The organism is Dactylosporangium sp. NPDC051484 (assembly GCF_040689395.1).
Taxonomy (GTDB): domain Bacteria; phylum Actinomycetota; class Actinomycetes; order Mycobacteriales; family Micromonosporaceae; genus Dactylosporangium.
In genome coordinates, this window is record NZ_JBFAZX010000006.1 from 367,792 (window position 1) to 391,237 (window position 23,446).

General features: G+C 71.4%; 22 protein-coding genes and 1 pseudogene. 14 read left to right on the plus strand and 9 right to left on the minus strand.

From position 1 onward, the window contains the following. Window positions 1-39 precede the first annotated feature (39 nt). On the minus strand, window positions 40-1,764 hold the full coding sequence (locus tag AB0367_RS14610) for an insulinase family protein (RefSeq protein WP_366226754.1): 1,725 nt from the start codon (window positions 1,762-1,764) through the stop codon (window positions 40-42). Then, complete coding sequence (locus AB0367_RS14615) at window positions 1,761-2,678, minus strand: hypothetical protein (protein WP_366226755.1); 918 nt, start codon at window positions 2,676-2,678, stop codon at window positions 1,761-1,763. The genes AB0367_RS14610 and AB0367_RS14615 overlap by 4 nt, the downstream gene beginning before the upstream one ends. Window positions 2,679-2,807: 129 nt before the next feature. Between AB0367_RS14615 and AB0367_RS14620 the strand changes: the two genes are divergently transcribed. Continuing rightward, on the plus strand, window positions 2,808-5,228 hold the full coding sequence (locus AB0367_RS14620; RefSeq protein ID WP_366226756.1) for a Tex family protein: 2,421 nt from the start codon (window positions 2,808-2,810) through the stop codon (window positions 5,226-5,228). Here AB0367_RS14620 and AB0367_RS14625 read toward each other — a convergent pair. Then, complete coding sequence (locus AB0367_RS14625) at window positions 5,197-5,799, minus strand: 50S ribosomal protein L11 methyltransferase (RefSeq protein WP_366226757.1); 603 nt, start codon at window positions 5,797-5,799, stop codon at window positions 5,197-5,199. The two genes, AB0367_RS14620 and AB0367_RS14625, sit on opposite strands and share 32 nt — an antisense overlap. A 122-nt stretch (window positions 5,800-5,921) precedes the next feature. Here AB0367_RS14625 and AB0367_RS14630 point away from each other — a divergent pair, with 122 nt between their 5' ends. Continuing rightward, the gene (locus AB0367_RS14630; RefSeq protein WP_366226758.1) at window positions 5,922-6,782 is read left to right on the plus strand and encodes a hypothetical protein; all 861 of its coding nucleotides are present in this window, start codon (window positions 5,922-5,924) and stop codon (window positions 6,780-6,782) included. Window positions 6,783-6,838: 56 nt separating this feature from the next. On the opposite strand, the pseudogene rho reads toward AB0367_RS14630, so the two are convergent. After that, a pseudogene (gene rho, locus AB0367_RS14635) lies at window positions 6,839-8,020 on the minus strand (transcription termination factor Rho); the annotation flags it as partial. 605 nt (window positions 8,021-8,625) lie between these two features. On the opposite strand from rho, the gene AB0367_RS14640 reads away from it, so the two are divergent. The 3 genes from AB0367_RS14640 (at window position 8,626) to AB0367_RS14650 (ending at window position 9,689) form a co-directional block, all read left to right on the plus strand. Continuing rightward, on the plus strand, window positions 8,626-8,994 hold the full coding sequence (locus AB0367_RS14640) for an ATP-binding protein (protein ID WP_366226759.1): 369 nt from the start codon (window positions 8,626-8,628) through the stop codon (window positions 8,992-8,994). Next, window positions 8,991-9,323, plus strand: a complete 333-nt coding sequence (locus AB0367_RS14645; protein WP_366226760.1) for an STAS domain-containing protein — start codon at window positions 8,991-8,993, stop codon at window positions 9,321-9,323. Before AB0367_RS14640 ends, AB0367_RS14645 begins: the two co-directional genes overlap by 4 nt. Before the next feature lie 87 nt (window positions 9,324-9,410). After that, a complete protein-coding gene (locus AB0367_RS14650; RefSeq protein WP_366226761.1) occupies window positions 9,411-9,689 on the plus strand; it encodes a hypothetical protein in 279 nt (92 codons plus the stop codon). Between the two features lie 257 nt (window positions 9,690-9,946). Here AB0367_RS14650 and AB0367_RS14655 read toward each other — a convergent pair whose 3' ends face one another. Next, entirely contained in the window at window positions 9,947-10,150 is a 204-nt protein-coding gene (locus AB0367_RS14655; RefSeq protein ID WP_350549950.1) for a cold-shock protein, read from the minus strand. A 486-nt stretch (window positions 10,151-10,636) separates the two neighbouring features. On the opposite strand from AB0367_RS14655, the gene AB0367_RS14660 reads away from it, so the two are divergent. The 4 genes from AB0367_RS14660 (at window position 10,637) to AB0367_RS14675 (ending at window position 16,208) form a co-directional block, all read left to right on the plus strand. After that, a complete protein-coding gene (locus AB0367_RS14660; protein WP_366226762.1) occupies window positions 10,637-11,533 on the plus strand; it encodes an RNA polymerase sigma factor SigF in 897 nt (298 codons plus the stop codon). A 162-nt stretch (window positions 11,534-11,695) separates the two neighbouring features. Continuing rightward, entirely contained in the window at window positions 11,696-13,723 is a 2,028-nt protein-coding gene (locus AB0367_RS14665) for a hypothetical protein (RefSeq protein WP_366226763.1), read from the plus strand. A gap of 47 nt (window positions 13,724-13,770) precedes the next feature. After that, window positions 13,771-14,721 (plus strand): glycosyltransferase family 2 protein, encoded by a 951-nt coding sequence (locus tag AB0367_RS14670; RefSeq protein WP_366226764.1) that lies wholly within the window; start codon window positions 13,771-13,773, stop codon window positions 14,719-14,721. An 8-nt stretch (window positions 14,722-14,729) separates the two neighbouring features. After that, window positions 14,730-16,208 carry a hypothetical protein gene (locus AB0367_RS14675; protein WP_366226765.1) on the plus strand — a complete coding sequence of 493 codons (1,479 nt, stop codon included), beginning with the start codon at window positions 14,730-14,732 and terminating at the stop codon, window positions 16,206-16,208. 23 nt (window positions 16,209-16,231) lie between these two features. Here the strand turns inward: AB0367_RS14675 and AB0367_RS14680 are convergent, their stop codons facing one another. From AB0367_RS14680 to AB0367_RS14695, 4 genes are all read right to left on the minus strand, one after another. Continuing rightward, the gene (locus AB0367_RS14680) at window positions 16,232-18,070 is read right to left on the minus strand and encodes a hypothetical protein (protein ID WP_366226766.1); all 1,839 of its coding nucleotides are present in this window, start codon (window positions 18,068-18,070) and stop codon (window positions 16,232-16,234) included. Between the two features lie 154 nt (window positions 18,071-18,224). Then, entirely contained in the window at window positions 18,225-18,767 is a 543-nt protein-coding gene (locus AB0367_RS14685) for a hypothetical protein (RefSeq protein WP_366226767.1), read from the minus strand. A gap of 129 nt (window positions 18,768-18,896) precedes the next feature. Further along, window positions 18,897-19,763, minus strand: a complete 867-nt coding sequence (locus AB0367_RS14690; RefSeq protein ID WP_366226768.1) for an LLM class F420-dependent oxidoreductase — start codon at window positions 19,761-19,763, stop codon at window positions 18,897-18,899. Between the two features lie 71 nt (window positions 19,764-19,834). Beyond that, on the minus strand, window positions 19,835-20,032 hold the full coding sequence (locus AB0367_RS14695) for a hypothetical protein (RefSeq protein WP_366226769.1): 198 nt from the start codon (window positions 20,030-20,032) through the stop codon (window positions 19,835-19,837). Between the two features lie 44 nt (window positions 20,033-20,076). Here AB0367_RS14695 and AB0367_RS14700 point away from each other — a divergent pair, with 44 nt between their 5' ends. The 5 genes from AB0367_RS14700 to rnhA all read left to right on the plus strand — a co-directional run bounded on the left by AB0367_RS14700 (window position 20,077) and on the right by rnhA (window position 23,421). Beyond that, window positions 20,077-20,508 (plus strand): MarR family transcriptional regulator, encoded by a 432-nt coding sequence (locus AB0367_RS14700; RefSeq protein WP_366226770.1) that lies wholly within the window; start codon window positions 20,077-20,079, stop codon window positions 20,506-20,508. An 83-nt stretch (window positions 20,509-20,591) separates the two neighbouring features. Further along, window positions 20,592-21,155 (plus strand): sugar O-acetyltransferase, encoded by a 564-nt coding sequence (locus AB0367_RS14705; RefSeq protein ID WP_366226771.1) that lies wholly within the window; start codon window positions 20,592-20,594, stop codon window positions 21,153-21,155. Then, entirely contained in the window at window positions 21,155-21,706 is a 552-nt protein-coding gene (locus AB0367_RS14710; RefSeq protein WP_366226772.1) for a TetR family transcriptional regulator, read from the plus strand. The genes AB0367_RS14705 and AB0367_RS14710 overlap by 1 nt, the downstream gene beginning before the upstream one ends. Continuing rightward, window positions 21,703-22,896 carry an MFS transporter gene (locus AB0367_RS14715; protein ID WP_366226773.1) on the plus strand — a complete coding sequence of 398 codons (1,194 nt, stop codon included), beginning with the start codon at window positions 21,703-21,705 and terminating at the stop codon, window positions 22,894-22,896. The genes AB0367_RS14710 and AB0367_RS14715 overlap by 4 nt, the downstream gene beginning before the upstream one ends. Before the next feature lie 66 nt (window positions 22,897-22,962). Beyond that, window positions 22,963-23,421, plus strand: a complete 459-nt coding sequence (rnhA, locus tag AB0367_RS14720; protein WP_366226774.1) for a ribonuclease HI — start codon at window positions 22,963-22,965, stop codon at window positions 23,419-23,421. Window positions 23,422-23,446: the final 25 nt, after the last annotated feature.

Below are 23,446 nucleotides of genomic sequence, written 5' to 3' on the forward strand. Positions count from 1 at the left end.
AGACGCGGCTGCGCAGGGTCAATAACCGGTTCCCAGAAACTACTTTCGGTTACGGCGTCGAAGCAGCATGACGCCGACGACGGCCAGACCGACGGTGAGCGCGTAGCCGAAGATGTTGATCCCGAGCGAGGTCGCGTCGAGCGGCACGTCGTTCGCGGGGTCGCTGTTGTCGGCCACGGCCCAGGACCAGATCCCGCTGCAGCACAGCGCGACCCCCGAGAGCACCAGCGCGATCACGCCGCCGATCAGCCGGCCGGTGGTGTTGCCGTTGGCGGCCGGGGCCGGCGGGGCGGCGCTCGCGGGCGCCTCGGACTTAGGCGACGGGATCTGCCGGGGGTCGCGGGGCGGCTGCGGGACGGTGACCTGGGCGAGCGCGGCGTCGATGTGCGCGATCGCTCCCGGGGGCACCGCGTACATCGTCGGCTCGACCCGGATGGTCAGGCTGTCGAAGCCGATGAGCTGGCGGCCGCCGTCGGGGTAGGCCAGCGAGATCGCGCACTCGTGGAACGGGATCGCGACCGGCGGGCAGCCCTCCTGGTCGATGCCGACCCCCTGCGGGCCGATGATCAGGCCGACCTTGCCGTCGCGCAGGTCCGGGTACCGCTGCCCCAAGACCTGGCGGTCGGAGAAGAGCGGGGCGGGCTCGAACCCGGCCCACTCCCCGTCGTGGCCGTCGGGCACCTGCAGCAGGCCGGTGCCGAGCATCTCCATCGCCGCGCCGTGCACGTCGGCGACGGTGAGGGCGCGCATCTCCGCGCGGACGTCGTCGATCTCCCGCAGCGGGTAGCCGACCAGCAGGTCCATCGCCATGCTGGGCAGCCGGCCGACCTCGACCATCGGCCCGCGCATGCCGTCCTCGGCCTTGGCCTTGACCGCCTCGATGTCGGCCGGATCGATCCGCCCGGCGCGCAGCTTGGCCAGCACGTCGACGAAGCCGCCGAGGACCGCGTCCTCCTTGTCGGGCACGGCGTCGGCGAGCGCGGTGATCGCGGCGTAGCCGTCGCCGCGCGGTTCGTAGTTGGCCGCGGCCGTGTAGGAGTTGCCGTCCTCCTGGCGCAGGCTGCGGTACAGCTCCCGCTCCAGGACCCCGGCGAGCACCGAGCCGGTGACGCCGCGCCGCACGATCCCCTCGTAGGCGACGTGGGTGCCGTTGCCCCGGAAGAACGCGGGCATGCCCTTCAGCGCGAAGGTCGGCGCCGGCACCGGGCGGCGCGCACCCTCGGGCAGCGCCAGCTTCAGCGCCGGCGGGATCCGTTCGCCGGCGACCCACAGCGCCGCGTTCTGCCGGGTGAACCAGTGCTGCGCCCACCGATGCAGGTCGTCGCCGGTGAGCCGGGGCACCCCCATCTCGTCGTAGGCGGGCAGGCCGTAGGTGCGCGCGCCGTAGCGCCACAGGGCCAGCGCCTCGGCCGGGCCGCCGCGCCGGCCGCCCTCCTCGGCCCGCAGCACCTGCCGCTCGGTCTCCAGCCGGTGCAGGGGCAGTTGCTGCAGCGAGGCACAGACGCCGTTGAGAAACGCGACGATGTCGTCCTCGCCGCCCTGCAGGTGGAACATCGTGATCACGACGCCGGTGCTGCCGTTGTAGTGGTAGTCGGTCAGCCCGTGCCCGTGCAGCACGAGGTGCTCGAGCAGGTGCGTGATGCCCCGGCCGGCCAGGGTCTCGTCGGCCTGCCCGACCCGGAACGTCAGGCCGGCGATCATCGGCCCGGAGTGCTCGGCGAACAGCGTGGGGACGCCATCGATCTCGGTGTGCGTGATGGTCATGCGCTCATCGCCTTCGCCCGGGCCGCCTCGAACACGGCCTGCTCGTCGCCGAGGTAGCCCCAGAAGAAGCCGGAGCCGTGGTTCCCGATCGCCATGAAGTGGTGCCGGGCCGCGGCGTGGTCGCCCAGCTGGTTGAACGCCAGCGCGAAGAGGTTGTGCGCGGTGAGCGCCCGGTAGCCGGCCCGGAAGGCCGGGTGGCGCACCGAGCGGTTGGCCGCCTCCTCGATCTCGGCCCGCACGTCGGGGCGCTGCCAGTACCCCGCCCGCTCGCCGTGTCCCACCTCGAACGCAATCTCGAGGTGCGCCTCCACGAGCGCGAGCGAGGCGAGCGAGCCGTCCGGGCCGGAGCGCATGCACTCCACACCGAACGCGCGCACCTTCTCGACGCTGCCGCCCCACTTCTTGCAGAACTGCTGCACCAGGTTGGCCTGGGCGATGTACAGGTGGGGCACGAAGCGACTGAGCCGGTCGTAGCGCCGCCGCGCCTCGTTCTGCCCCAGCTCGAGCCCCCGGTTGACCTTGATGCGCGCGACCCAGGCGGTGGAGTTGGCCGGCTCCTCGGCGGTGATGTCGATGAGCACCCGCTCGGCGCGGCGCAGGTAGTCGTGGAACGCGGCGAACTGGGACCGGCTGACGTCGGTCGCCCGGGCCCCGGTGCGCACGTCCCAGCCCGCGGAGATGAGCCGGGTGCCGTAGAGCGTGCGGGCCAGGGTCCCCGGCTCGCGCTGCGCGGCCTCGCCGAAGAAGCCCTCGCTGTCCGCGACGTCGGCCACGAGGCGCGCGGCGAACTCGTGGTCGTTCGGGTCGTCGAGCCGCTCGAAGAGCCCGGCGATGGCCGGCCAGTCGCGGCGCGTCACCGCGCGGCGCAGCTCCCGCAACTCCTCGTAGGGCCCGGCGGGGTCGAAGTCGGTCACGAGCGCAGAGCATAGGTGAGCCGGATTCGCGATGGGACCCCTCCGGGCCGGACTCGGCGAGGCGACGTTTCGGCGCGTGAGCTGCGGCTGCTGGGTGAGAGGCGGACGAGTGGGGCAGAATGCATGCTCGTGACGACCTCGATTCACCAGCGCATCGCGGAAGAGCTCGGCGTCAGGGAGCGGCAGGTGGCCGCGGCCGTCGATCTGCTCGACGGCGGGGCCACGGTGCCCTTCATCGCTCGGTACCGCAAAGAGGCCACCGAGATGCTTGACGACGCCCAGTTGCGGACGCTGGAGGAGCGGCTGCGGTATCTGCGGGAGATGGAGGAGCGGCGGGCCGCGATCCTCGAGTCGATCCGCAGCCAAGGCAAGCTGGACGAGGCGCTCGAGGCCCAGATCATGGCGGCCGACTCCAAGGCCCGCCTGGAGGACATCTACCTGCCGTACAAGCCGAAGCGGCGGACCAAGGCGCAGATCGCCCGCGAGGCCGGGCTGGAGCCGCTCGCCGACGGGCTGCTCGCCGACCCCACCGTGGACCCGCAGGCGGCCGCGGCCGTGTTCATCGACGCCGAGAAGGGCGTGGCCGACACCGCGGCGGCGCTGGACGGCGCCCGGGCCATCCTCGTCGAGCGCTTCTCCGAGGACGCGGACCTGATCGGCGACCTGCGCGAGAGGATGTGGGGCCAGGGCCGGCTCGTGTCGAAGATGCGCGAGGGCAAGGAGGCCGACGGCGCCAAGTTCTCCGACTACTTCGACTTCAGCGAGCCGCTCACGAAGCTGCCCTCGCACCGGATCCTCGCGATGTTCCGTGGGGAGAAGGAGGAGATGCTCGACCTGGTGATGGAGCCCACGGCCGACCCGGAGGCGCCGTCGCTGTTCGAGCCGGCGATCGCGTCGAAGTTCGGCATCCGCGACGAGGGGCGCGCGGCCGACAAGTGGCTGAGCGACACCGTCCGCTGGGCCTGGCGCACCCGGATCCTGGTGCACCTCGGCATCGACCTGCGGATGCGGCTGTGGCAGGCGGCCGAGGAGGAGGCCGTGCGGGTCTTCGCCGCCAACCTGCGCGACCTGCTGCTCGCCGCCCCGGCCGGCACCCGCGCCACGATGGGCCTCGACCCGGGCTTCCGCACCGGCGTCAAGGTGGCCGTCGTCGACGCCACCGGCAAGGTGGTCGACACCCACACGATCTACCCGCACGTGCCGCAGAACAAGTGGAACGAGTCGATCGCGATCCTGGCCGCGCTATGCCAGAAGCACAAGGTCGAGCTCATCGCGATCGGCAACGGCACCGCCTCCCGCGAGACCGACAAGCTCGCCGACGACCTGGTCAAGCAGTATCCGCAGCTCAGCGTCGTGAAGGTGATGGTCTCCGAGGCGGGTGCGTCGGTGTACTCGGCCTCAGCCTTCGCCTCACAGGAGCTGCCCGGCCTCGACGTGTCACTGCGCGGCGCGGTCTCCATCGCCCGCCGGCTGCAGGACCCGCTCGCCGAGCTGGTCAAGATCGACCCGAAGTCGATCGGCGTCGGGCAATACCAGCACGACCTCTCCGAGTCGAAGCTCAGCCGTTCCCTCGACGCCGTCGTCGAGGACTGCGTCAACGGCGTCGGCGTCGACGTCAACACCGCGTCGGCCCCGCTGCTGACCCGGGTCTCCGGCATCGGCGCCAGCCTGGCCGACGCGATCGTCGCGCACCGCGACGCCAACGGCCCCTTCCGCAACCGCCGGGCGCTCAGGGACGTCGCCCGGCTCGGCCCGAAGGCGTTCGAGCAGTGCGCGGGCTTCCTGCGCATCCCCGGCGGCGACGACCCGCTCGACTCCTCCTCGGTGCACCCGGAGGCCTACCCGGTGGTCCGGCGCATCATGGCCGCCACCAGCGGCGACGTCAAGTCGCTCATCGGCAACGGCACGGCCCTGGCCAAGCTCAAGCCGGCCGACTTCGTCGACGACACGTTCGGCCTGCCGACCGTGACCGACATCCTCAAGGAGCTGGAGAAGCCCGGCCGCGACCCGCGCCCGGCGTTCAAGACCGCGGTCTTCGCCGACGGCGTGGAGAAGATCTCCGACCTGACCCCGGGCATGCTGCTGGAGGGCGTGGTCACCAACGTGGCCGCGTTCGGCGCGTTCGTCGACGTGGGCGTGCACCAGGACGGGCTGGTCCACGTGTCGGCCCTGTCGCGCACGTTCGTGAAGGACCCGCGCGAGGTGGTCAAGCCCGGCGACATCGTCCGGGTGAAGGTGCTCGACGTGGACATCCCGCGCAAGCGCATCTCGCTGACCCTCCGCCTGGAGGACGAGGCGACGCCCGCCCAGCGCGACGGCGGCCGCCCGCGCGGCGAGCGGCCCGAGCGCGGCAGCGGCGGCGGAGGCGGAGGCGCCGCGGGTGGTGGCAGCGGCCGCCCGCGCGGCGGCGACTCGCGCGGCGGCCGGCAGTCCCGCGAGTCGCGCGACACGTTCTCCGGCGGCGGGGCGTTGGCCGACGCGCTGCGCCGGGCCGGCCTGGACAAGGGGCTGGACTCGCTCAAGGACCAGCAGAAGCAGCGCCGGAAGTAGGCCGGCGCAGGCGCCAGATCCGCGTCGTCATGACGTCCCCGTCCTCGAGCGATCGGCGGACGGGGACGTCATACTTGGCGAGCTCCTCGAACAACCGCTCCGGCAGGTGCCCGCGACCCGGGTCGCCAATGAGCGCGTCCGCGGCGGCGGCGCGCAGGATCTTCAGTACCGTGGCGGAGACCGGCGCCGAATAGAAGACGTCCCCGGCCACGATCACCTCAGCCGGCACGGCCGCCGCGGCCGTCTCGATCTCGACGCCGTTGCGGGCGGCGTTGCGCACGGCGGCGGCGAGCGCGGCGGGGTCGGTGTCCACGGCGGTCACCCGCCTGGCCCCGGCCCGTTTGGCGGCGATCCCGACGAGCCCGCTGCCCGCCCCGAGGTCGACCACCGTGCGCCCGGCGACGAGTTCGGGGTGGTCGAGCAGGTGCCGGGCGAGCGCGACCCCGCCGGGCCAGGCGAACGACCAGAACGGCGGCGGGGTGTCGCTGCGGTAGCCGCCGGTGGCGTCGAACAGCCGGACCCGCTCGTCGGCCAGTTCGAGGTCGAGTTCGGGCAGCAGCCGCACTTGCATGTCTCGTCCTTCTCCTGCACTTTTCCGGCAAAGGTCGTCGTCGTGGGTTTCGGAGCCGGACGGTCTAGGGTGGTTGGGCAACCCGCTGCGCCACCCGTGTCCGCCCGCCCGGAGGTATTCCCGTGGATTGGCCCCCGTTCCTGCAGCTCAGCGTGCCGGTCACGCTGGCGGTGTGGGTCGCGCTGACGGCCGCCGCGCTCCGACGGTCGCGCTCGCGGCTGCCCGAGCCCGGCACGCCGCTGACCGCCCCGCCGGGCGAGGAGCCGCCGGCGGTGGTCTGCCTCATGGTGAACCGCTGGCGGACCGACGAGGACGCGATCGACAGCACCCTGCTCGACCTGGCCGCGCGCGGCTTCCTCGAGCTGCGCCAGCCGGGCGACGATCCCTCCGAGACGAGGATACGGCTGCGTAAGGGCGACGGTCGGAGCCTGACGGCGTACGAGCAGCAGGTCCTCGACCGCGTCCGGAAGCTGTCCGTCGACGGCGAGGCGGCGCTGACCAGCCTGGCGTTTCGCAGCTGGTCGGAGGCGCGCCGATGGCGCGGCGCGTTCTACCGCGCCGTGATCGAGGAGGCCCGGCACCGCGGCCTGTCCCAGCCCCGCCTGACCAGGCGGACCCGCCGCACGCTGCTCGGCGCGGCGGTCGTCCCGTCCGGCTTCATGTTCGCGAGCTGGATGTGGACCTCCGCGAAGCTGTACGCGGGCCTGTCCGACCAGATCACCGGCTCGCTGATCGCCGCGAGCGCGGTGTTCCTGGCCTTGTACCTCGCGGTCGAGCTCCGGTGGAGCGACCGGAGCACGCCGGAGGGCACCCGGGTCGCGACCGACTGGCTGTCCTACCGCGCCCATCTGGTCGCCGTCGAGGGCGTGACCGACCTGGCCCCGGCAGACGTCGCCTCGTGGGGCCGGGACGTGGCGTTCGCCTCGGCGTTGGGGGTCCTCCCGACCGAAGAGGCCCTCATGCGCTCTCGGGTCGCGCTGTAAGGCGTTGCTTCGCTTCCGGGTCGCGCTGTGCCGCAGACGCTTCCGGGAGCGGCCGATCAGGCCTGACCGCGCAGCAGCAGCGTCAGGAACTCGGCGTTTGACTGCGTCTTGGCAAGGCGCTCCAGCAGCTGCTCCGTGGCCGGCTGGCCGTTGGCACCGAGCGCCTTGCGTAGCCGCTGGACGGCGAGCAGCTCGTCTGGGTGCAGGATCACGTCGTCGCGGCGGGTGCTGGACCCGTCGATGTCGATCGCGGGGAAGACCCGGCGGTCGGCGAGCTTGCGGTCGAGCTTGAGCTCGGCGTTGCCGGTGCCCTTGAACTCCTCGAAGATCACGGTGTCGCCGGTCGAGCCGGTCTCCACCAGGGCGGACGCGATGACCGTCAGCGAGCCACCGTTCTCGATGTTGCGCGCCGCGCCGAGCAGGCGCTTCGGCGGATACAGCGCGTTGGCGTCGATACCGCCGGTCAGGATGCGCCCGGACGCCGGGGCCGCGTTGTTGTACGCCCGGCCGAGCCGGGTGATCGAGTCGAGCAGCAGGACTACGTCGTGGCCGAGCTCGACGAGGCGCTTGGCCCGCTCAACGGCGAGCTCGGCGACGCCGGTGTGCTCCCCCGCCGGCCGGTCGAAGGTCGAGGCGATGACCTCACCCTGCACGGAGCGCTGAATCTCGGTGACCTCTTCGGGCCGCTCGTCGATGAGCAGCACCATGAGGTGGCACTCGGGGTTGTTGCGCGCGATGGCGTTGGCGATCGCCTGCAGGACCATCGTCTTGCCCGCCTTCGGCGGCGAGACGATGAGCGCCCGCTGGCCCTTGCCGATGGGCATGACCAGGTCGATCAGGCGAGCGGTGAGCTGCCGCGGGCCGGTTTCCAGGCGCAGGCGCTCCTGCGGGAACAGCGCGGTCAGCTTGGCGAACTCGGGCCGGTTGCGGGCCCACTCCGGGTCGTTGCCGTGCACGGTGTCGAGCCGGGTGAGGGTGCCGCCGTTGGCGCCGCCGGTGAGGGCGTCACCGTGGCGCAGGCCGTAGCGGCGAACCATCGCGGCCGGGACCGTGACGTCGTCGGGGCCGGGCAGGTAGCTGTCGACGCGGAGCACCATCTTGTCGCGATAGACGTCGACGATGCCGGCGACGTCGCGTGCCTCGCCCGAGCTGGGCGGCTGCGGCTGGTTGGCCGGGCGGCTGTGGTCGCGGTTGCGCGGTGCGGAGCGGGTGCGCCGCCTTCCCTGGCCCTGGGCTGAGGGGTTCTGTTTGGGGGTGGTGCGTTCCAACATTTTGGTTGGGGCCATATGCGTCCTCCTAAGGACTGTGCGGCCGGGAAATGGTGGATCTCCGGATACGCGTGCCCGATGAACCTGACTGCGCTGCGTGTGCGGTGGCCGCCTGGCTTCCTGCGCGAGAGCGTGACACGCGGTGGCGAAGAGCGTCCCCGGGCGGCAGATTGCCGACTTCCGCGGGACTGAATCGACCGTAACGCGAAACGGCAACCTTGGGCAAGCCCCGCGAAGGCGTGGCGCGCCACCGCACGGCACCCGAAGGGGTCCCTGGACGGCACCGGACCAGGGGCTCCTTGAATGGTGTCACGGAGAACACCAATCATGGGGTTGACATGAACAGGACGTTCGACACAGTGCGCGCCGGGGCCCTGTTCGCCTCCCCCTGCAAGTCTCGCAGAATCCGACGCCGACGCGGGTGGGCAACGGGGAGTACCCCGATACCACCGCCGCCCGCATGGGGTGGGCGCCGGAGATGATCCGCTCGGCGTGCCAGGCGCTGGCCGCTCGCGAGTTCGCCTACGCCGGCTGAGCCACGTTTCCGACGACGACCGATGCGGTATGAGTCGGTTGTGGACCTTCGCCTGACCGTCGACCTGCCGCGCGACGTGGATCGCGTGAACACCCTCAGGCATGTCCTGGACGGGGCGCTGGCCGGGCTCGGCGTGAACGAACAGAACCGGACAGACATCGCCCTCATCGTAAACGAGACGTGGGCGAACGTGATTGCTCACGTTCGGATCGGCGTTGCTTTTCAGGTCCGGGCGACCGTCGATGAGAAATCGTGTGTGATTGAGGTCACGCACCCGGATGAACCCGCCACCGAAGCCATCAACGCCCTGACCGCCTCCGGACATGCCCTCCGGGTCGTACGCTCCCTCGCCGACGACGTCGACGTGGACAGCGACGGCCTCCTCATGAAGGTCACGAAGCTGCTATGACGGCATTCGCCGCCCAGGCCACCCCCGCCGCGGACGGCACGGTCACCGTGACCGCCTCCGGCGAACTCGACATGATCACCGCCCCCGACTTGATCAACGTGCTGCGCAAGGCGATCCACAGGCACGGTCCGCGGGTCGACCTCGACCTGACCGGGGTGACCTTCATGGACTCCACCGGCCTGCAGGTCCTGGTGGCCGCCAACACTGACGTCGGCGGCGGGCTACGAATCACCGGCACGAGCCCGGCGGTGTACCGCTTGCTTCGGCTCACCGGCGTCCTAGAGGAATTCGGGTTGCCGTCGGCACGTTCTGACGAAATAGCGACATAACCATTTCGCAACCGGACAGTCCCCGCACCGGCACCTGGATAGGAGTTAGCTGGACACAGCAGGGAGTTGCCAGCAGGAGGTCTCACGATGGAGTCCACGTTCGAAGCGGTCCGTGCCGAAGCGCTCTTCGCCTCCACGCTGCAGATGTCTCAGCGCCCGGTCGACGCGGACGTGCGCGCGGCCGTGACGAGCACCCTGCGTCGCATCGGCGAGCAGGGCTGCGTCGCCTGTGTGGCGACGGAGTTCGGCGATCACCCCGAGACCGCCACCACCAGGATGGGCTGGGCGCTGATCATGATCCGGCACGCGTACGCCGAATCGTGCACCCCCGAGGTCTTCGACCGCCCGCGGGCGTCGCTGAACTGAGGCATCGCGGCCATCCCGGCCCGGCCCGCCCACCGGCGGCCGGGCCCTTTCTCATCTCCGGCCTCGCCCGCTTCCCATACCTGGCCTGCGTCTTCCGGCTTCGCCCCCCGGCCGCCATCCGTCGCGGGCTCCGTGTGCCGGCGGTGCTTGCCCGGCCCGTCCATAGAAACCGCAAAGCCCCCGCCGAGGTTGTCGGACGGGGGCTTGCTACTCCTTCGGCCGTGAAGCGGGTCTCGGCCTACGACTGGGGGTGTTTGTCAGACCGCGCGGATGTTGTCGGCCTGCGGCCCCTTCTGGCCCTGCGTGATCTCGAACTCGACCTTCTGACCCTCGGCCAGCTCGCGGTAGCCGGTGGCCTGGATCGCCGAGTAGTGCGCGAACACATCGGGTCCACCGTTGTCCTGCGAGATGAAGCCGTAGCCCTTCTCCGAGTTGAACCACTTCACCGTGCCTGTTGCCACGTGTAACTCCTTAGCGACGTCGCCCCGATCCGCACCTCACGGATCAATGTTGAAACAGGCACACGCCACGCAGGAGACGGTAGCTTGCGCGCTGCAAAAACGCAGCCCCGGTATCGCCATGCGGACGAGATCAACTACCAAACTGAAATGCACACGCAAACCTTGTGAACACTCAGCGTATTGCACTACCGAACACTCAGTGATAGAACGATCGACTTCAACCCCACAAGTCTCGCGCTGAACGTGGGAATCTAGTACAGTCGGCTAAGCTCACCTCGTCCGAACGGTTTGTTTGGGCGCGGGGCACCGTCCAACAACGGCGGATCGACCCCGGTGAGCCTCGCAGGTCTTGCACCGGCGCTCAAGAAACGGGCGCCGAGAGCGATTCTCGACCGGCGCGGTGGCGTGTGCCTTACCTTCCCGGGGCCGCAGCATCCGTCTGCGCCCAGGCCGCCGCCGGTCACCCGCATCAGAAGGGTCAAACCCATGACCGTCTCCGCCGACCGTGCAATCAACCGTGCCGACTCCATCGACTGCGCCGGCCGTGCCATCGAGCGCGCCCTTGCCGAACACGCCCCGAACACCACGGGGGGCGGGGAAACCTCCGGCACGAGCACCCGCGCCACCGACGCCCAGGCCCGGGCGCTGCTCTCGCTGATGGCCGACCTCCCGGCCGGCGCCGACCGCGAGCGCGTCCGCGCCCGGCTGATCGAGCTGTACATCCCGCTGGCCGAGTATCTGGCCCGCCGCTTCCGCAACCGCGGCGAGCACCTCGACGACCTCGCCCAGGTGGCCAACCTGGGCCTGATCAAGTCCGTCGACGGCTACGACCCCGCCCGTGGGGCCGCGTTCACCAGCTACGCGATCCCGATGATCGTCGGTGAGCTCAAGCGGCACTTCCGGGACAAGGGCTGGGACGTGCGCGTCCCGCGACGGCTGCAGGAGCTGCGGCTGGTGATCAGCAAGGTCTCCGACGACCTCGCGCAGGACCTCGGCCGCTCGCCGACCGTGGCCGACCTCGCCGCCCGGCTCGAGGTGAGCGAGGAGGAGGTCATCGAGGGCCTGGACTGCGGGCAGGCATACCGTGCGCTGTCGCTCGACGCCCCCGCCGGCGACGGCGGCGACCAGGGCGCCGCCGGCCTGGGCGACCTGCTCGGCGCCGAGGACCCGGACATGCGCAACGTGGAAAACCGTGAGGCGCTGCGCCCGCTGCTGGCCAAGCTCCCGGAGCGGGAACAGAAGATCATCGCGATGCGCTTCCACGGCAACCTGACCCAGACACAGATCGCGGCCGAGTTGGGCATCTCGCAGATGCACGTGTCGCGACTGCTGGCCGCCGCGCTGCGCTCGCTGCGGATGGAGCTGAGCGCGATCGCCGAGTAAGCCAGGTGAGACGGGTGAGCGGGTGGGCCAAGCGACATCGAAGCCGTGGCCCATCACCTTCAGTCATGACAAAGACGCCGAAATCGCAAATACCGGGATGGGAAAGCGATATCGTCACCTTCCGGCGGCGCGAAGCAGCCGCCGATACGGAGAATGCATGTGGTGACGGTGACGCGGCCCGGGACCGGCGACGGCATGACGGGCCAGAGATCCGCCGGCAGCCGCACCCAGGCGCGACGGGTCGCGATCGCTCTGCTCCTGGCCTGGCTCGTGCCGCTGGCCGCTCACCCGGCCCGCCTGGACGCGCTGCTGCCGGTGCTCGCAGTTGCCGGCACGATGGCGATGCAGCGCGGCGGCACCGGGCTGCTCGACCGGTTCGTGCTCGCGTGCGCCCAGCTCTTCGGCGCCGCGTGCGTGTTCGGCCTGGCCCTCACGCTCTGGCCCGGCTCGCCAGGCCATCCGCACCCGACCCTGGTCGCGGGCGTCGCCCTGACCGTTCTTGTGCTGATCGCAGCGGCGACGGGCCGCCTCACCCCACCCGCGCGTAAGACCCGGCGTCCCGCCGACGCGATGCTCGCGATCGCAATCACCGGCGTCGCCGTGATCTCGTTGGTGCCGTATGCCACCCGCGACCTCGGCGGCCGCCTCGGCCTGCCGCTCGCGGGTGAGGACATCGCGCGCCACTACCTGCTGTACGACCTCATCGGCCGCACCGGCGGCTACCTGTTCCTGCACCCCGAGGCCCTGCGCCCGTACGTGCCGGACGCGGAGCTCGACGGCATCGCGAACTACCCGCAGGGCCTGCACTTCGCCTACGCGGTGCTGGGCCACTTCGTCTCCTCGACGACCGGGCGCACCTCGCCCGGGGCCGCCGTCGACGTCATGATCTGGCTGCTCGTCGGCACGTTCCTGCTGCTCGCCCTCGCCGTGCTGTGGGCGGTGCGCCGCCTGGCCGGCCCCGGCACGTCCGCCGCCCGGCTGCTGCCGGTCCTGCTGATCGCCGCCGCCTGGCTGGTGCTCGGCGACCTGGTCACCGTGCTCTCCCGCGGCTACCCGAACGAACTCGCCGGCCTCGCGTGCGCGGCGGTGCTCACCGCGATCGTCGTCCGCCCGCTACCACGGCCGGGCGAACAGACCGCGACCGTGGCGCTGCTGCTCGTGGGGATCTCGTTCAGCTACCCGCTGTTCCTGGCGTACGGCGGGCTGGCCGCCCTGTGGTGGGTCTGGCGCGCGCGGCTGTGGCGGTTCTGGTGGGGCTGGCTGACGGCCGCCCTGGTCGCGGTCGTCACCTCGATCGGACCGCTGACCGCGATGGCCGCCTCCAGCCAATCGCAGCTGCTGCTCAACGGCACGGCGAGGATCGTCGACCGCCCGGCGACGACGGCCCTGCTGGCGCTGGCCGTGTTCGCCGTGCTCGTGCGGCGCGGGCTGCGCGCGCCGAGCCACCGCGCGGCGCTGTTCTCCCTCGCCGTCGCGTTCACCCTCGCCGCCGGCCTCGCGCTGTATCAGACGGCCATGATCGACCACCCGGTGTACTACTTCGACAAGCTTCTGCACCTGCTCATCGTGGTCAGCCTGTGCGCGCTCGGCGGCCTGGTCCGGTTCCTGCCGGGGTTCGGCACCGCGGCACGGGTGGCGATCGCGCTGCCGGTCGTCGGCCTGCTGGCGGTCGCGGGTGGCGAATGGCACACCACCCCGGTCGCGCCCGGCATCAATCTGGCCCTGGGCAAGGATCGCGGCACTCCGGAGTCGGCCCGCGACGCGCTGCTGATTGCCCGGATGTTCCCCGACGGCGGCGGGGCGGTGAACGTCGATCTCATAGGCGGCCCGTGGCGAAACTGGTCGGCCACCCTCGGCGCCGCCGCGCTGCTGCACCAGTATCGGTACTTCCCGGCCTGGTCGGGGCTGCTGTACCCCGGATCCGCCGGCAAGGCCAGCACCATGCAGGACATGGACCGGCTCGTGCGGGAGAGCCCGGTGCCCGTCCGCTTCTTCGTGCACAACCCCGAGGCGAGCCTGCTCGTCGTCGATGGGATGCACCCGTACCGGCCGAACGTCCGGCCTGGTCAGCCGCTCCCGGTGGCCTTCGGCGACCCGGCCGCGCCGACCAACATCGCGGCCGCTCGCGCGCTGGCTGCGAAATATCCGACGAAAGTGCAGGTCGTGTACGCTACGCCAGCGAACCCGTAGGACTCCGTGTGGTGGCGCAGCACCGCAACTGAGACGGATTGGTCATCGTGCAAAGACCTGAGGTCAGCGTCGTCATTCCCACCCGCAACCGGCCCGAATTGGTGGTCCGCGCCGTCCGGAGCGCACTGGCCCAGACGATACGGGAGATCGAGGTCGTGGTCGTGATCGACGGCCCCGACCAGGCGACCGTCGACGCGCTGCGGGCGGTCGGCGACGATCGCATCCGCCCGGTCGAGCTGCCGACGTCCGGCGGCGCGCCGAACGCGCGCAATCGTGGCGTCGACCACGCGCGGGCGGACTGGGTGGCGTTCCTGGACGACGACGACGAGTGGCTGCCGGAGAAGCTGGCCACGCAGCTCGCGCGGGCCCGCTCCTCCGGGGTGGCGCTGCCGATCGTGGGCAGCCGGCTCTACATGCGCACCCCGCGCGCCGAGCTGATCATGCCGCGCCGGATTCCGGCGCCGGGCGAGCCGGTCAGCGAGTACCTCGCCGTGCGCCACGGGCTGTTCCACGGTGACGGCTTCATCCAGACCTCGACGATCATGGCGCCCACCGCATTGCTGCGGAAGGTGCCGTTCGCCGATGGCCTGCGCCGGCTGCAGGAGCTCGACTGGACGCTGCGCAGCCTGCAGGAGGACGGCGTCGACCTCATCTACGCCGAGGAGCCCCTCGTCATCTGGTATGCCGACGAGAACCGTCCCCGGATCAGCTTCGACGCGCCGTGGAAGCAGTCGCTGGAATGGCTGCAGCAGACCCGCCCGCGGGTCACGCCCCGCGCCTACGCGGCACTCGCGATGAGCGTGGTCGGCTCGATGGCCGCCGCCAGTCGCAGCCCGCGGGTCTTCTTCGACCTGCTGCGCGAGGCCCGGCGGCACGGCGAGCCGAGCTTCACCGACTACGTCACCTTCCTGCAGGTCTGGCTGGTGCCGGCAGGGCCACGCCGGGTGGTTCGCGACTTCTTCCTCAGCCGCCGCCGCGCCGGGGTCGATGCCAGTTGAAGCGCTGGATGACCGGCCCGCAGGGTCGCGTGGCAGGCGCCGTCGCGGCGATCGTGATCGCGCTGCTGGCGGGCGTCCTGGAGTACACGCGGACGGACTCGATCGGGCAGTCGGCGGCCGCGTTCGCGGCGGGCCTGATCGCGATGGCCGTGGCCGGGCTGGCGCTGAGCCTGCCCGGCCTCACGCGGCAGGGCCTGGTCCTCGGCGGGCTGTTCGTGACCGCCGGCATCCTGACCTGGACCGCGACCAAGCGGCCCGGGATCATCTGGGCGGTCCTCGCCATCGAGGTGGTCGTCTTCGCGGTGTGGGCGTGGCCGTGGCTGCGCTCGGCCCGGTCGCTGTCCCGCCTCGGCACGGCCTGGCTGGGCCTGGCGTACTGGTTCTTCGGCATCCTCGGCGCGGTGCTCGTCGCGCAGTGGAAGGTGGCCGGCCAGCGCGTCGCCTACGCGGGCGTGTTCACCCTCGCCGTGCTCGCGCTCATCGCGCTCAACACGACCGCCAAGCGGCGCGGCCGGGACCTGTCGGTCGGCATGGCCGCGGCGATCCTGCTCGGCATCGCGGCCCTGCTCCTCGTCGGCTCCGGCAGCCTGTTCGACAAGGTCCACGCGATCCCGGACAACGCCTCCGCGCGCCTGATGACCGACCGCTTCTGGGGCGGCCCCGGGCTCTTCTACCACCCGAACTCGCTGGCCGGCCTCATGGTCGTGGCCGGCATCCGGATCGGCTTCGACCGCGCGATGGCCGCCTGGCAGCGCCTCGGCGTGGCCGCGCTCGCCACGCTCGTGCTGTCCATCAGCAACTCGCGCACCGCCTTCGTCTTCGCCGCGGCCGCCGCGGTCGTCCACCTGGGCCTGGTCCTCTACAACAGCGCGATCAAGGCGAAGCGCGACGACGACGTCGACCGGCTCCCGTCCCGCTCCGCCTGGCTCTCGGTGGTCACCCCGTTCGTGGTGCTGCTCATCGTCTTGACGATCGGCAACGGGTCCCAGTTCCTGCTGCGCGACCGGTTCAACAACAACGGCGACGTCACCAGCGGCCGTACCGACACCTGGCGCCAGGTCTGGGTGGACTGGAAGGACGCCGGCTGGGCCGAGAAGGCCTTCGGCGACGCGAACACCTCGCGGGCCGTGGTCACGCGCGTGAACGACGGCAACCCGATCGCGGGCCCGCGCCGCCAGCTCAACACCGACAACGCCGCGGTGGGCGCGTTCCGCCGCGGCGGCGTGTTCGGCGCCGCGGCGTTCGTGCTGGGCCTGGCCCTGCTGCTGTGGCACGCGCTGCGCCGCCGCCGGGACGGCACAATGCCCGCCGCCTGGTTCACGATCGGCGCGCTCGCGGTGGTGCCGACGATCGCCACCGAGGATTGGCTGATCGGCGGCACGAACGGCGCGATCTGGCTGCTACTCGCGGCCGGCGAGGCCCGCACGCTGCTGCACCGCGACGCGCCGGCCGAGGTCGCCCCGGAGCCCGAGCCCGCCCTCTCCTGACCGCCGCGGCCGCAGCCCGGCGATCAGGACTTCGGGCGGATCGCGTACGTCACCGAGCCCTGGGTCCGCGGGTTCCACGACGGCGGGATGTAGTTGGCGCAGCCGTTCGGTGGGTCGACGCACAGCACCGCGTCCACCGTGTCGATCGCCGGGGCCGGCATGTTCGCCTGCAGCGACTGCAGCGACACCAGCTCGCTGCCCCGCAGCAGGATCCACCACGGGTACTCCCACGTGTTGTATCCCTGCAGCAGCCCGACGCGCTTCGCGCCCGAGGCGCGTACGGCGTCGGCGGCCCAGACATAATCCGTGCCCCACTCCGGGCGGCGGATGAAGCGCTCGTCCTGCGTGCTCGTGGTGAACACCGAGCCGTGGCCGACCAGGCGGCGGGGCCAGCCGTACGAGACGGCGAACGCGCCGGCCATCGCGCCGCCGGCGAGGGCGAGCGCGGTCGCGCCGGCGATCGCGCGCCGGCGCGCGGCGAGGAGACCGTCGACCCAGAGGGCGGCGAGCGGGGTGCCCAGCAGGATGAGGAACAGGATGAGCCGGTTGCCCCAGGGCTGCCACTTGACCATGGTCACGTATGCGAGCACGGCGATCCAGAACACCGCGGCGTAGAGGCGGGCGGGCGAGCGGCGCCACAGCAGGACGGCGGCGCCGACGAGGATGAGCGTGCCCTGCACCGGTAGCGAGACGCGGTCCTCGTCCGGCGGCCAGGACTCGTACGGGTAGGTCGTGTTCCAGTACGTGATGTCGCGCGCGTCCGGGTCGACCCCGATGGCGTGGGCCAGGCCCCTGATCGCGCCGGCGCCGACCGGGCCGGCCGGGGTCTGCAGCGCGGTCTCGCCGATGCGCAGCGCGTTGATCAGCACCGAGGCCGGGTCGTGGCGCTGCATGGAGATGGAGCCGCGCAGGTGGTCCGGGCCGAGCGGGTTCTCGTACGTGGTCTGCACGCGCCAGAGGTACGGACCGGACATCAGCGCCATCATCCCGGCGATGACCGCGGCCTTGGGCAGAACGTCGGCCAGAACGACGGCCATGGAGCGACCGATCGGGCGCTGCCGCAGCTGGGCGCCGAACCACACGACGAGCAGCGGGCCCGCCGCGAGCAGGCCGGTCGCCTTGGTCACCAGGGTCAGCCCGGCGGCGGCGCCCAGCAGCAGCACGGCGGGCCAGGGCGTGCGCCGGTGCAGCTCGTCGAGGACGAGGGTGGCGACGCTGCCCACCCACAGCGCGATCACGAGGTCGGTCTGGGTGCTCGTCGCCTCCAGAAGAACCATGGGGATCGTGCCGAAGATCAGCGCCGCGATCAGCTGGGCGCGTCGGCCGCCGCCCAGCTGGGCGGCGATCCGCGAGGCGATGAGCACCGTGCCGACGCCGGCCGCGAGCTGGACGAGGTTGTAGAGCGCGTCGCCGCCGGTGAGCAGGCGCAGGTGCAGCAGGATGTACTCCGCGCCCGGCGCCATGGCCAACTGCCGGTCGATGATGGTCGGGTAGAAGTTCACGCTGCCCTGCGCCGCCCAGTGCTCGACCTTGGGCAGGTGATACGTCTGCGAGTCGAAGTTGTTCGGCGGCGACATCAGGGCGATGACGAGGTCGGCGAGGAACAGCGCGCCGAGCAGGGACACGATCACGCGCTCGACGCGGGCGGCCTCGCGCCAGCGGTCGCGAATCATCGGAAATATTCCGATGAGCCACCTACGTCCGAAATATCCGGCTACGATCGCCGCCGCGACCCAGGCGATTGTGATCGTGAGGCGGTTGAGCAGGCCGACTGCCGAGAGCAGCTCGACCAGCAGCACCGCCGCACCGCCGAACACGAGCCCGGCGCGGATGAGCAACAGGCGGGTCGGGGCTACAGGCACCGCGGCAGGTTATCGAACCTTCCTGAGCGCCGGGCCGCAGGCCGCTAAAGTCCGCCCAGCCGAGCCAGCACCGCCCGGCCGAACAGCGCCGCCGCCTCCGCCGCGTGGACCTCCGGCCCGTACGCCGCGACGACCACCCCGCCCACGACAGTCCCTACACCACGTCGAGGCGGTACGTGACCTCCACCGTGAACCCGTAGCCGTCGCCGCCGGAGACATGCAGCGAGTGGCTCCCCGCGGGCAGCGGGTCGAGCCGCCGCCAGAGCCCCCACACGTTGACCGGCACGGCCTGCCGCGTGCCCGTCACGGGATTCAGCAGCGCCCCCGCCACGGCGAACGGCACCGGCGTGGCGATCACGTCGACCTCGGTGGGCACGTCGTCGACGACGAGGTGCCCGAACGCATCCGGCACCGGCTCCGGCGGCCCCTCCGCCCCGACGGACCAGATGTTGAACGCGGGGAGGAACAGCGGCCGCCCGCCCGGCACGACGCACCTTCGCCGGACCTCGCCCCCGAAGGTCCCGGCGAGAAACCACACGTCGTCCGGCTGATGCAGCCCGGCGAACCGCCCACTGCGGTCCCGCACGGGATTCCGGAAGGGCCCGACCCCGGCGACCCACCGCACCCACCGCGCGGCAAGGCCCTCGGGCGACGCGGACTCGTACGGCAGTGCCCCGCCCCCGGATAAGATCGACATCGCCTCACCTTACGCGCGCCGCCCACCGGCGTTCCTTCCAGGAAGGTCGCGCGGTGACACGGGGCAGGCACGGTACCCGGCTCCGCTGTACCGCGATCGATGTGATCGCGGTACAGCGGATGGCAGGGCTCAGATGACCGCGAGCCGGGGCAGGACCTTCTCGGCCAGTTCGGTGGCGAATTCGACCGGGTTGCGGTCCGGCATGGTCTGGACCTCGGTGATCCCGAGCGCAGCGAGTTCGTCGACGTAGGCGAGCCAGCCGTCCACGTCGGTCAGCACAGGGCGCATGACCACCACGGTCTTGACGATCGAGTCGTAGTCTCGGCCCTCGGCTTCGCAGTGGGCGCGCAGGATGTCGAGCTTGCGCGCCACCTCCTCGGCCGAGGTGGCGAAGAGATTGCAGGCGTCGCCGTACTTGGCCACCAGGCGCAGCGTCTTCTTCTCCCCGCCCCCACCGATCAGGATCATCGGGTGCGGGCGGCTGAGCGTGGGCGGCGAGTTCAGCGTCTCGGTCAACTGGTAGTACGTGCCGTTGTACTCGGCGACCGTGCCGCTCCACATCTGCAGGCAGATCTGCAACGTCTCCTCGAGCCGCTCGAATCGCTCGGCGACCGGCACGACCGGCACGCCGAGGCCCCGCTGCTCCCGCTCATACCAGGAGGCGCCGATGCCCAGCCGGGCACGCCCGCCGGAGAGCACGTCGAGCGTGGTGACAATCTTGGCGAGCAGGCCCGGGTGGCGGTACATCACGCCGGTGACCAGCAGGCCCAGCTGCATCTGCGACGTGAGCGCCGCGACGTACCCGAGCGTCGTGTAGCCCTCCAGCATCGGCTCATCGGCCGGCGCGATCGCCTCCATCTGGAAGTAGTGATCCATTACCGTGAACACGGCGACCCCCGACTGCTCGGCGATCAGGGCCGTCTCGCGCAGGGTCGGGGCGATCGCCACCGGCTCGGCCGGCTTGGCGAAGTTCCAGTAGTGCAACCCAAGCTTCATGCGTCCATTTTCTAGGCCCGGCTCTCGCTTCGCGGGCCCTTTTTGCCCGCGCTTCGCCCCCATGCGTCCATTCACCCCTCAAAGCCCTCGCCGTCACCTTCTCTCACCTCCCCGCGCTTCGCCGGACTCGCGCAGTTGAGCACCGCCGGCGCCAACATGCCCAGCGTGCCCGACGTCGGCACGGCCAGCGCGACCCGCACCGCGCGGCCCGGCTCGGCCGGCAGCAGCCGGGCCTCGAGCGGATCGAAGACGACCCGGACCTCATTCACGCCACCGAGTATCTTTCCTAGGCTGGCTGGCGAAAAGGGGAACGATGGTGGATGCGGTCGGGCTGCGGGCCCATCTCGGCTACGTGCTGAGTGAGGCCGAGCGGGCGGTGAACCGCGGGCTGTCGGCGGGGCTGCAGCCCGAGGGCGTCCCGGTCGAGCATTGGCGCATCCTGCAGGCGCTCTCGGACGGGCGCGGGCACTCGATGGGCGACCTCGCCGAGGCCGCGCTCATGCCGCACCCGACCCTGACGAAGATCGTCGACCGGCTCGTGGACGGCGCGCTCGTCCACCGTCGTCAGGACCCGAACGATCGGCGGCGGGTCGCGGTGCAGCTCTCCGAGGCCGGCACCGCGCTGCTGGGCCGCCTCGACCACGCGGCGACCGCGCACCACCGCGCCGTGGAGGCCGCGTTCGGCGCGGCCCGCGCCGAACGCCTGATGCGCGAGCTCACGGACCTGATCGAGGCCGTCCGGTAAGACTCAAGCGCCCGCGCCGAACGCCACCGACGCGGGCCACGCCGCTGTGTACAGGCGTACACATGTAATGTACGTTTGTACACATGACCGGACCCGGGAAGTCCATGCGGCAGCGCATGCTCGACGGCGAGCTGTACATCGTCACCGAAGAGATCGAGCGTGACTCCCTGCACGCCCAGGACCTGACCCGCCGCATCAACGCCCTGCCCGCCTCCGCCGGCGAGATCAAGCGCAAGCTGCTCACCGAGCTCCTCGGCGCGCTCGGCGAGGGCACCGAGATCCGCGCGCCGATGCAGTTCGACTACGGATGCCAGACCTTCTTCGGCGCGCGTTGCTTCGTGAACTTCGGGTTCGTCTGCCTCGATGTGGCCCGCGTGACGATCGGCGACGACGTGCTGATCGCCACGAACGTGCAGCTGCTGACCGCCTGGCACCCGATCGACCCGCAGGCGCGGCGCGACAAGTGGGAGGCCGGCTCCCCGATCACGATCGGCGACAACGTCTGGCTCGGCGGCGGGGCCATCGTGTGCCCGGGGGTCACGATCGGGGCGAACACCGTCGTCGGCGCGGGATCGGTGGTCGTCAAGGACCTGCCCGCCAACGTGATCGCGGTCGGCAATCCCGCGCGGATCGTCCGCGAGATCTGATGCCGACCCGTCGGCACGACCCGGACCGCAAGGCCCGCATCATCGACGCGGCGATCGAGGTCATCGCCGAGCACGGCGTCGCCGGCACCACGCACCGGCTGATCGCCGTCGCCGCGGACGTGCCGCTGGGCTCCCTGACGTACCACTTCAGCAGCCTTGAGGACCTGCGCGCCCAGGCGTTCCGGCGCCACGCGCAGCGCATGTCGGTGATCTACGAGGCGCACTTCCGTGGCATCGAGACCCGCGAGGAGCTCGTCGAGGCGGTCACCGACCTCATCGACGGCGACGCCGGCGCGGGCGCCCACGACTGGGCGATCGCGTACGAGCTGTATCTGGCCGCCCTGCGCGATCCCGCCCTGCGCGAGATCACCGAGGCCTGGATGCGCACCAGCCGCTCCGTGCTCGAGCGGTTCGTCGACCCGACCACGGCCCGGGGCATCGATGCCCTGATCGAGGGCCTGGTCATGCACAAGACCCTGTCGACCGGCCCGGTGTCCCGCCAGGACATCCGCGCGATCGTCGACCGAACGATCGGAACCAGCACACCATGACCGTAACCGCCCCCGCCACCGCCGACCTGCGCCCCGCCACGCGCGCCACGTATGCCGCCTTCATCCTGGCCGGCGTCTCCATTTCCAGCTGGGCGACCCGCATCCCGCAGATCCGCGACGAGCTGCGCCTCACCCCGTCCCAGCTCGGGCTCGTGCTGCTGTCCATCGCCGGCGGCTCGATCGTCTCGCTGGTCGCCTCCGGCCACCTCGTGGCCCGCTTCGGCTCGCGCCGCACCGTGACCGCGATGGCGGCCCTGCTGACGCTCGCGCTTTCCGGTGCCGCCGCCGGCTACCACCTCGGCGTCGTCGCGGTCGTGGTGTGCCTGTTCGCGTTCGGCTTCGCCAACGGCGCCTGGGACGTGGCCATGAACGTCCAGGCCGCCGTGGTCGAGCGCGGCCTGGGCCGCTCGATCATGTCCCGGTTCCACGCCGGATTCAGCGTCGGTACCGTCGCGGGCGCCCTGCTCGGCGCGGTGATGGTCGCCGCGCACGTCCCGGTCACGCTCCACCTGAGCGTCACGGCCCTCGTCGTCGGCGCGAGCACCATCCTCGCCGTGCGCGCCTTCGTCCCCGACGGCGCCACCGAGGAGCAATCCGGTGGTGGCCTCAAGCACACGCTACGCTTCTGGCGCGAGCCACGCACCCTGCTGGTCGGTGTCTTCGTGCTGGCCTTCTCGTTCGCCGAGGGCAGCGGCGTCGACTGGATCGGTATCGCGGTCATCGACGGCTACCAGGCCCCCGCCGCGGTGGGCACCTTGACGTTCGCGGTGTTCCTGGCCGCGATGACCGCGGGCCGCTGGTTCGGCCCGTACCTGCTGGACCGTTACGGCCGCGTCCCGGTGGTCCGCGCCCTGGCCGTGATCACCGTCGCCGGCCTGCTCCTGTTCGTCTTCGGCTCGACCACGCCGGTCGCCTTCGCCGGCGCGCTGCTGTGGGGCGTCGGCGCGTCGCTGGGCTTCCCGGTGGGCATGAGCGCCGCCTCCGACGACCCCGCGTACGCCGCCCCCCGCGTCAGCGTGGTGGCCTCGATCGGCTACTGCGCGTTCCTCAGCGGCCCGCCCCTGATCGGCTTCCTGGGCGACCACATCACGGTGATCCGCAGCCTGATCGCCGTAGCGGTGCTGATGGGCGTGGCCTCGATGGTGGCCGGTGCCGTCCGCCCGCTGCCCACCCCACCCAAGGCCGACTGACCGCCCCGGGACGAGCGGCCGCGGCGGCGGCTCGAACCAGAGAGTGGCACACGGTCTAATAGGGGCGTGAGCAACCACGTCGAGATCTACACGGACGGCGCCTGCAGCGGAAACCCCGGTCCCGGGGGCTGGGGCGCCGTCCTGCGCTACGGCAGCGTGGAGAAGGAGCTGTGCGGCGGCGAGGCCACGCCCACGACCAACAACCGCATGGAGCTGACCGCGCCGATCCGGGCGCTTTCGAGCCTCACCCGGCCGGTGGTCGTGCATCTGTACACCGACAGCTCCTACGTCCGCAACGGCATCACCGCCTGGGTACCGCGCTGGAAGCGCAACGGCTGGCAGACCACCGACCGCAAGCCGGTGAAGAACGTCGACCTCTGGCAGGAGCTCGACGCGCTCGTCGCCCGCTACCAGGTCGAGTGGCACTGGGTGAAGGGCCACAGCGGCCACCCGGAGAACGAGCGCGCCGACCGGCTGGCCGCCCGCGGCCTGCAGGAGGCCCGATCGGCGCAGCGCCGGGCATGACGCCTCTCCCGGGCGCTGATCGTCG

Excerpts from the sequence above, each read along its gene's own strand:
- AB0367_RS14705 (WP_366226771.1), top strand. The coding sequence starts at position 20,592 with ATGACCGGACCCGGGAAGTCCATGCGGCAGCGCATGCTCGACGGCGAG.
- AB0367_RS14625 (WP_366226757.1), bottom strand. The coding sequence starts at position 5,799 with ATGCAAGTGCGGCTGCTGCCCGAACTCGACCTCGAACTGGCCGACGAG.
- AB0367_RS14645 (WP_366226760.1), top strand. The coding sequence starts at position 8,991 with ATGACGGCATTCGCCGCCCAGGCCACCCCCGCCGCGGACGGCACGGTC.
- AB0367_RS14710 (WP_366226772.1), top strand. The coding sequence starts at position 21,155 with ATGCCGACCCGTCGGCACGACCCGGACCGCAAGGCCCGCATCATCGAC.
- AB0367_RS14660 (WP_366226762.1), top strand. The coding sequence starts at position 10,637 with ATGACCGTCTCCGCCGACCGTGCAATCAACCGTGCCGACTCCATCGAC.
- AB0367_RS14650 (WP_366226761.1), top strand. The coding sequence starts at position 9,411 with ATGGAGTCCACGTTCGAAGCGGTCCGTGCCGAAGCGCTCTTCGCCTCC.
- AB0367_RS14675 (WP_366226765.1), top strand. The coding sequence starts at position 14,730 with ATGACCGGCCCGCAGGGTCGCGTGGCAGGCGCCGTCGCGGCGATCGTG.
- AB0367_RS14685 (WP_366226767.1), bottom strand. The coding sequence starts at position 18,767 with ATGTCGATCTTATCCGGGGGCGGGGCACTGCCGTACGAGTCCGCGTCG.
- AB0367_RS14715 (WP_366226773.1), top strand. The coding sequence starts at position 21,703 with ATGACCGTAACCGCCCCCGCCACCGCCGACCTGCGCCCCGCCACGCGC.
- AB0367_RS14690 (WP_366226768.1), bottom strand. The coding sequence starts at position 19,763 with ATGAAGCTTGGGTTGCACTACTGGAACTTCGCCAAGCCGGCCGAGCCG.
- AB0367_RS14610 (WP_366226754.1), bottom strand. The coding sequence starts at position 1,764 with ATGACCATCACGCACACCGAGATCGATGGCGTCCCCACGCTGTTCGCC.
- AB0367_RS14700 (WP_366226770.1), top strand. The coding sequence starts at position 20,077 with ATGGTGGATGCGGTCGGGCTGCGGGCCCATCTCGGCTACGTGCTGAGT.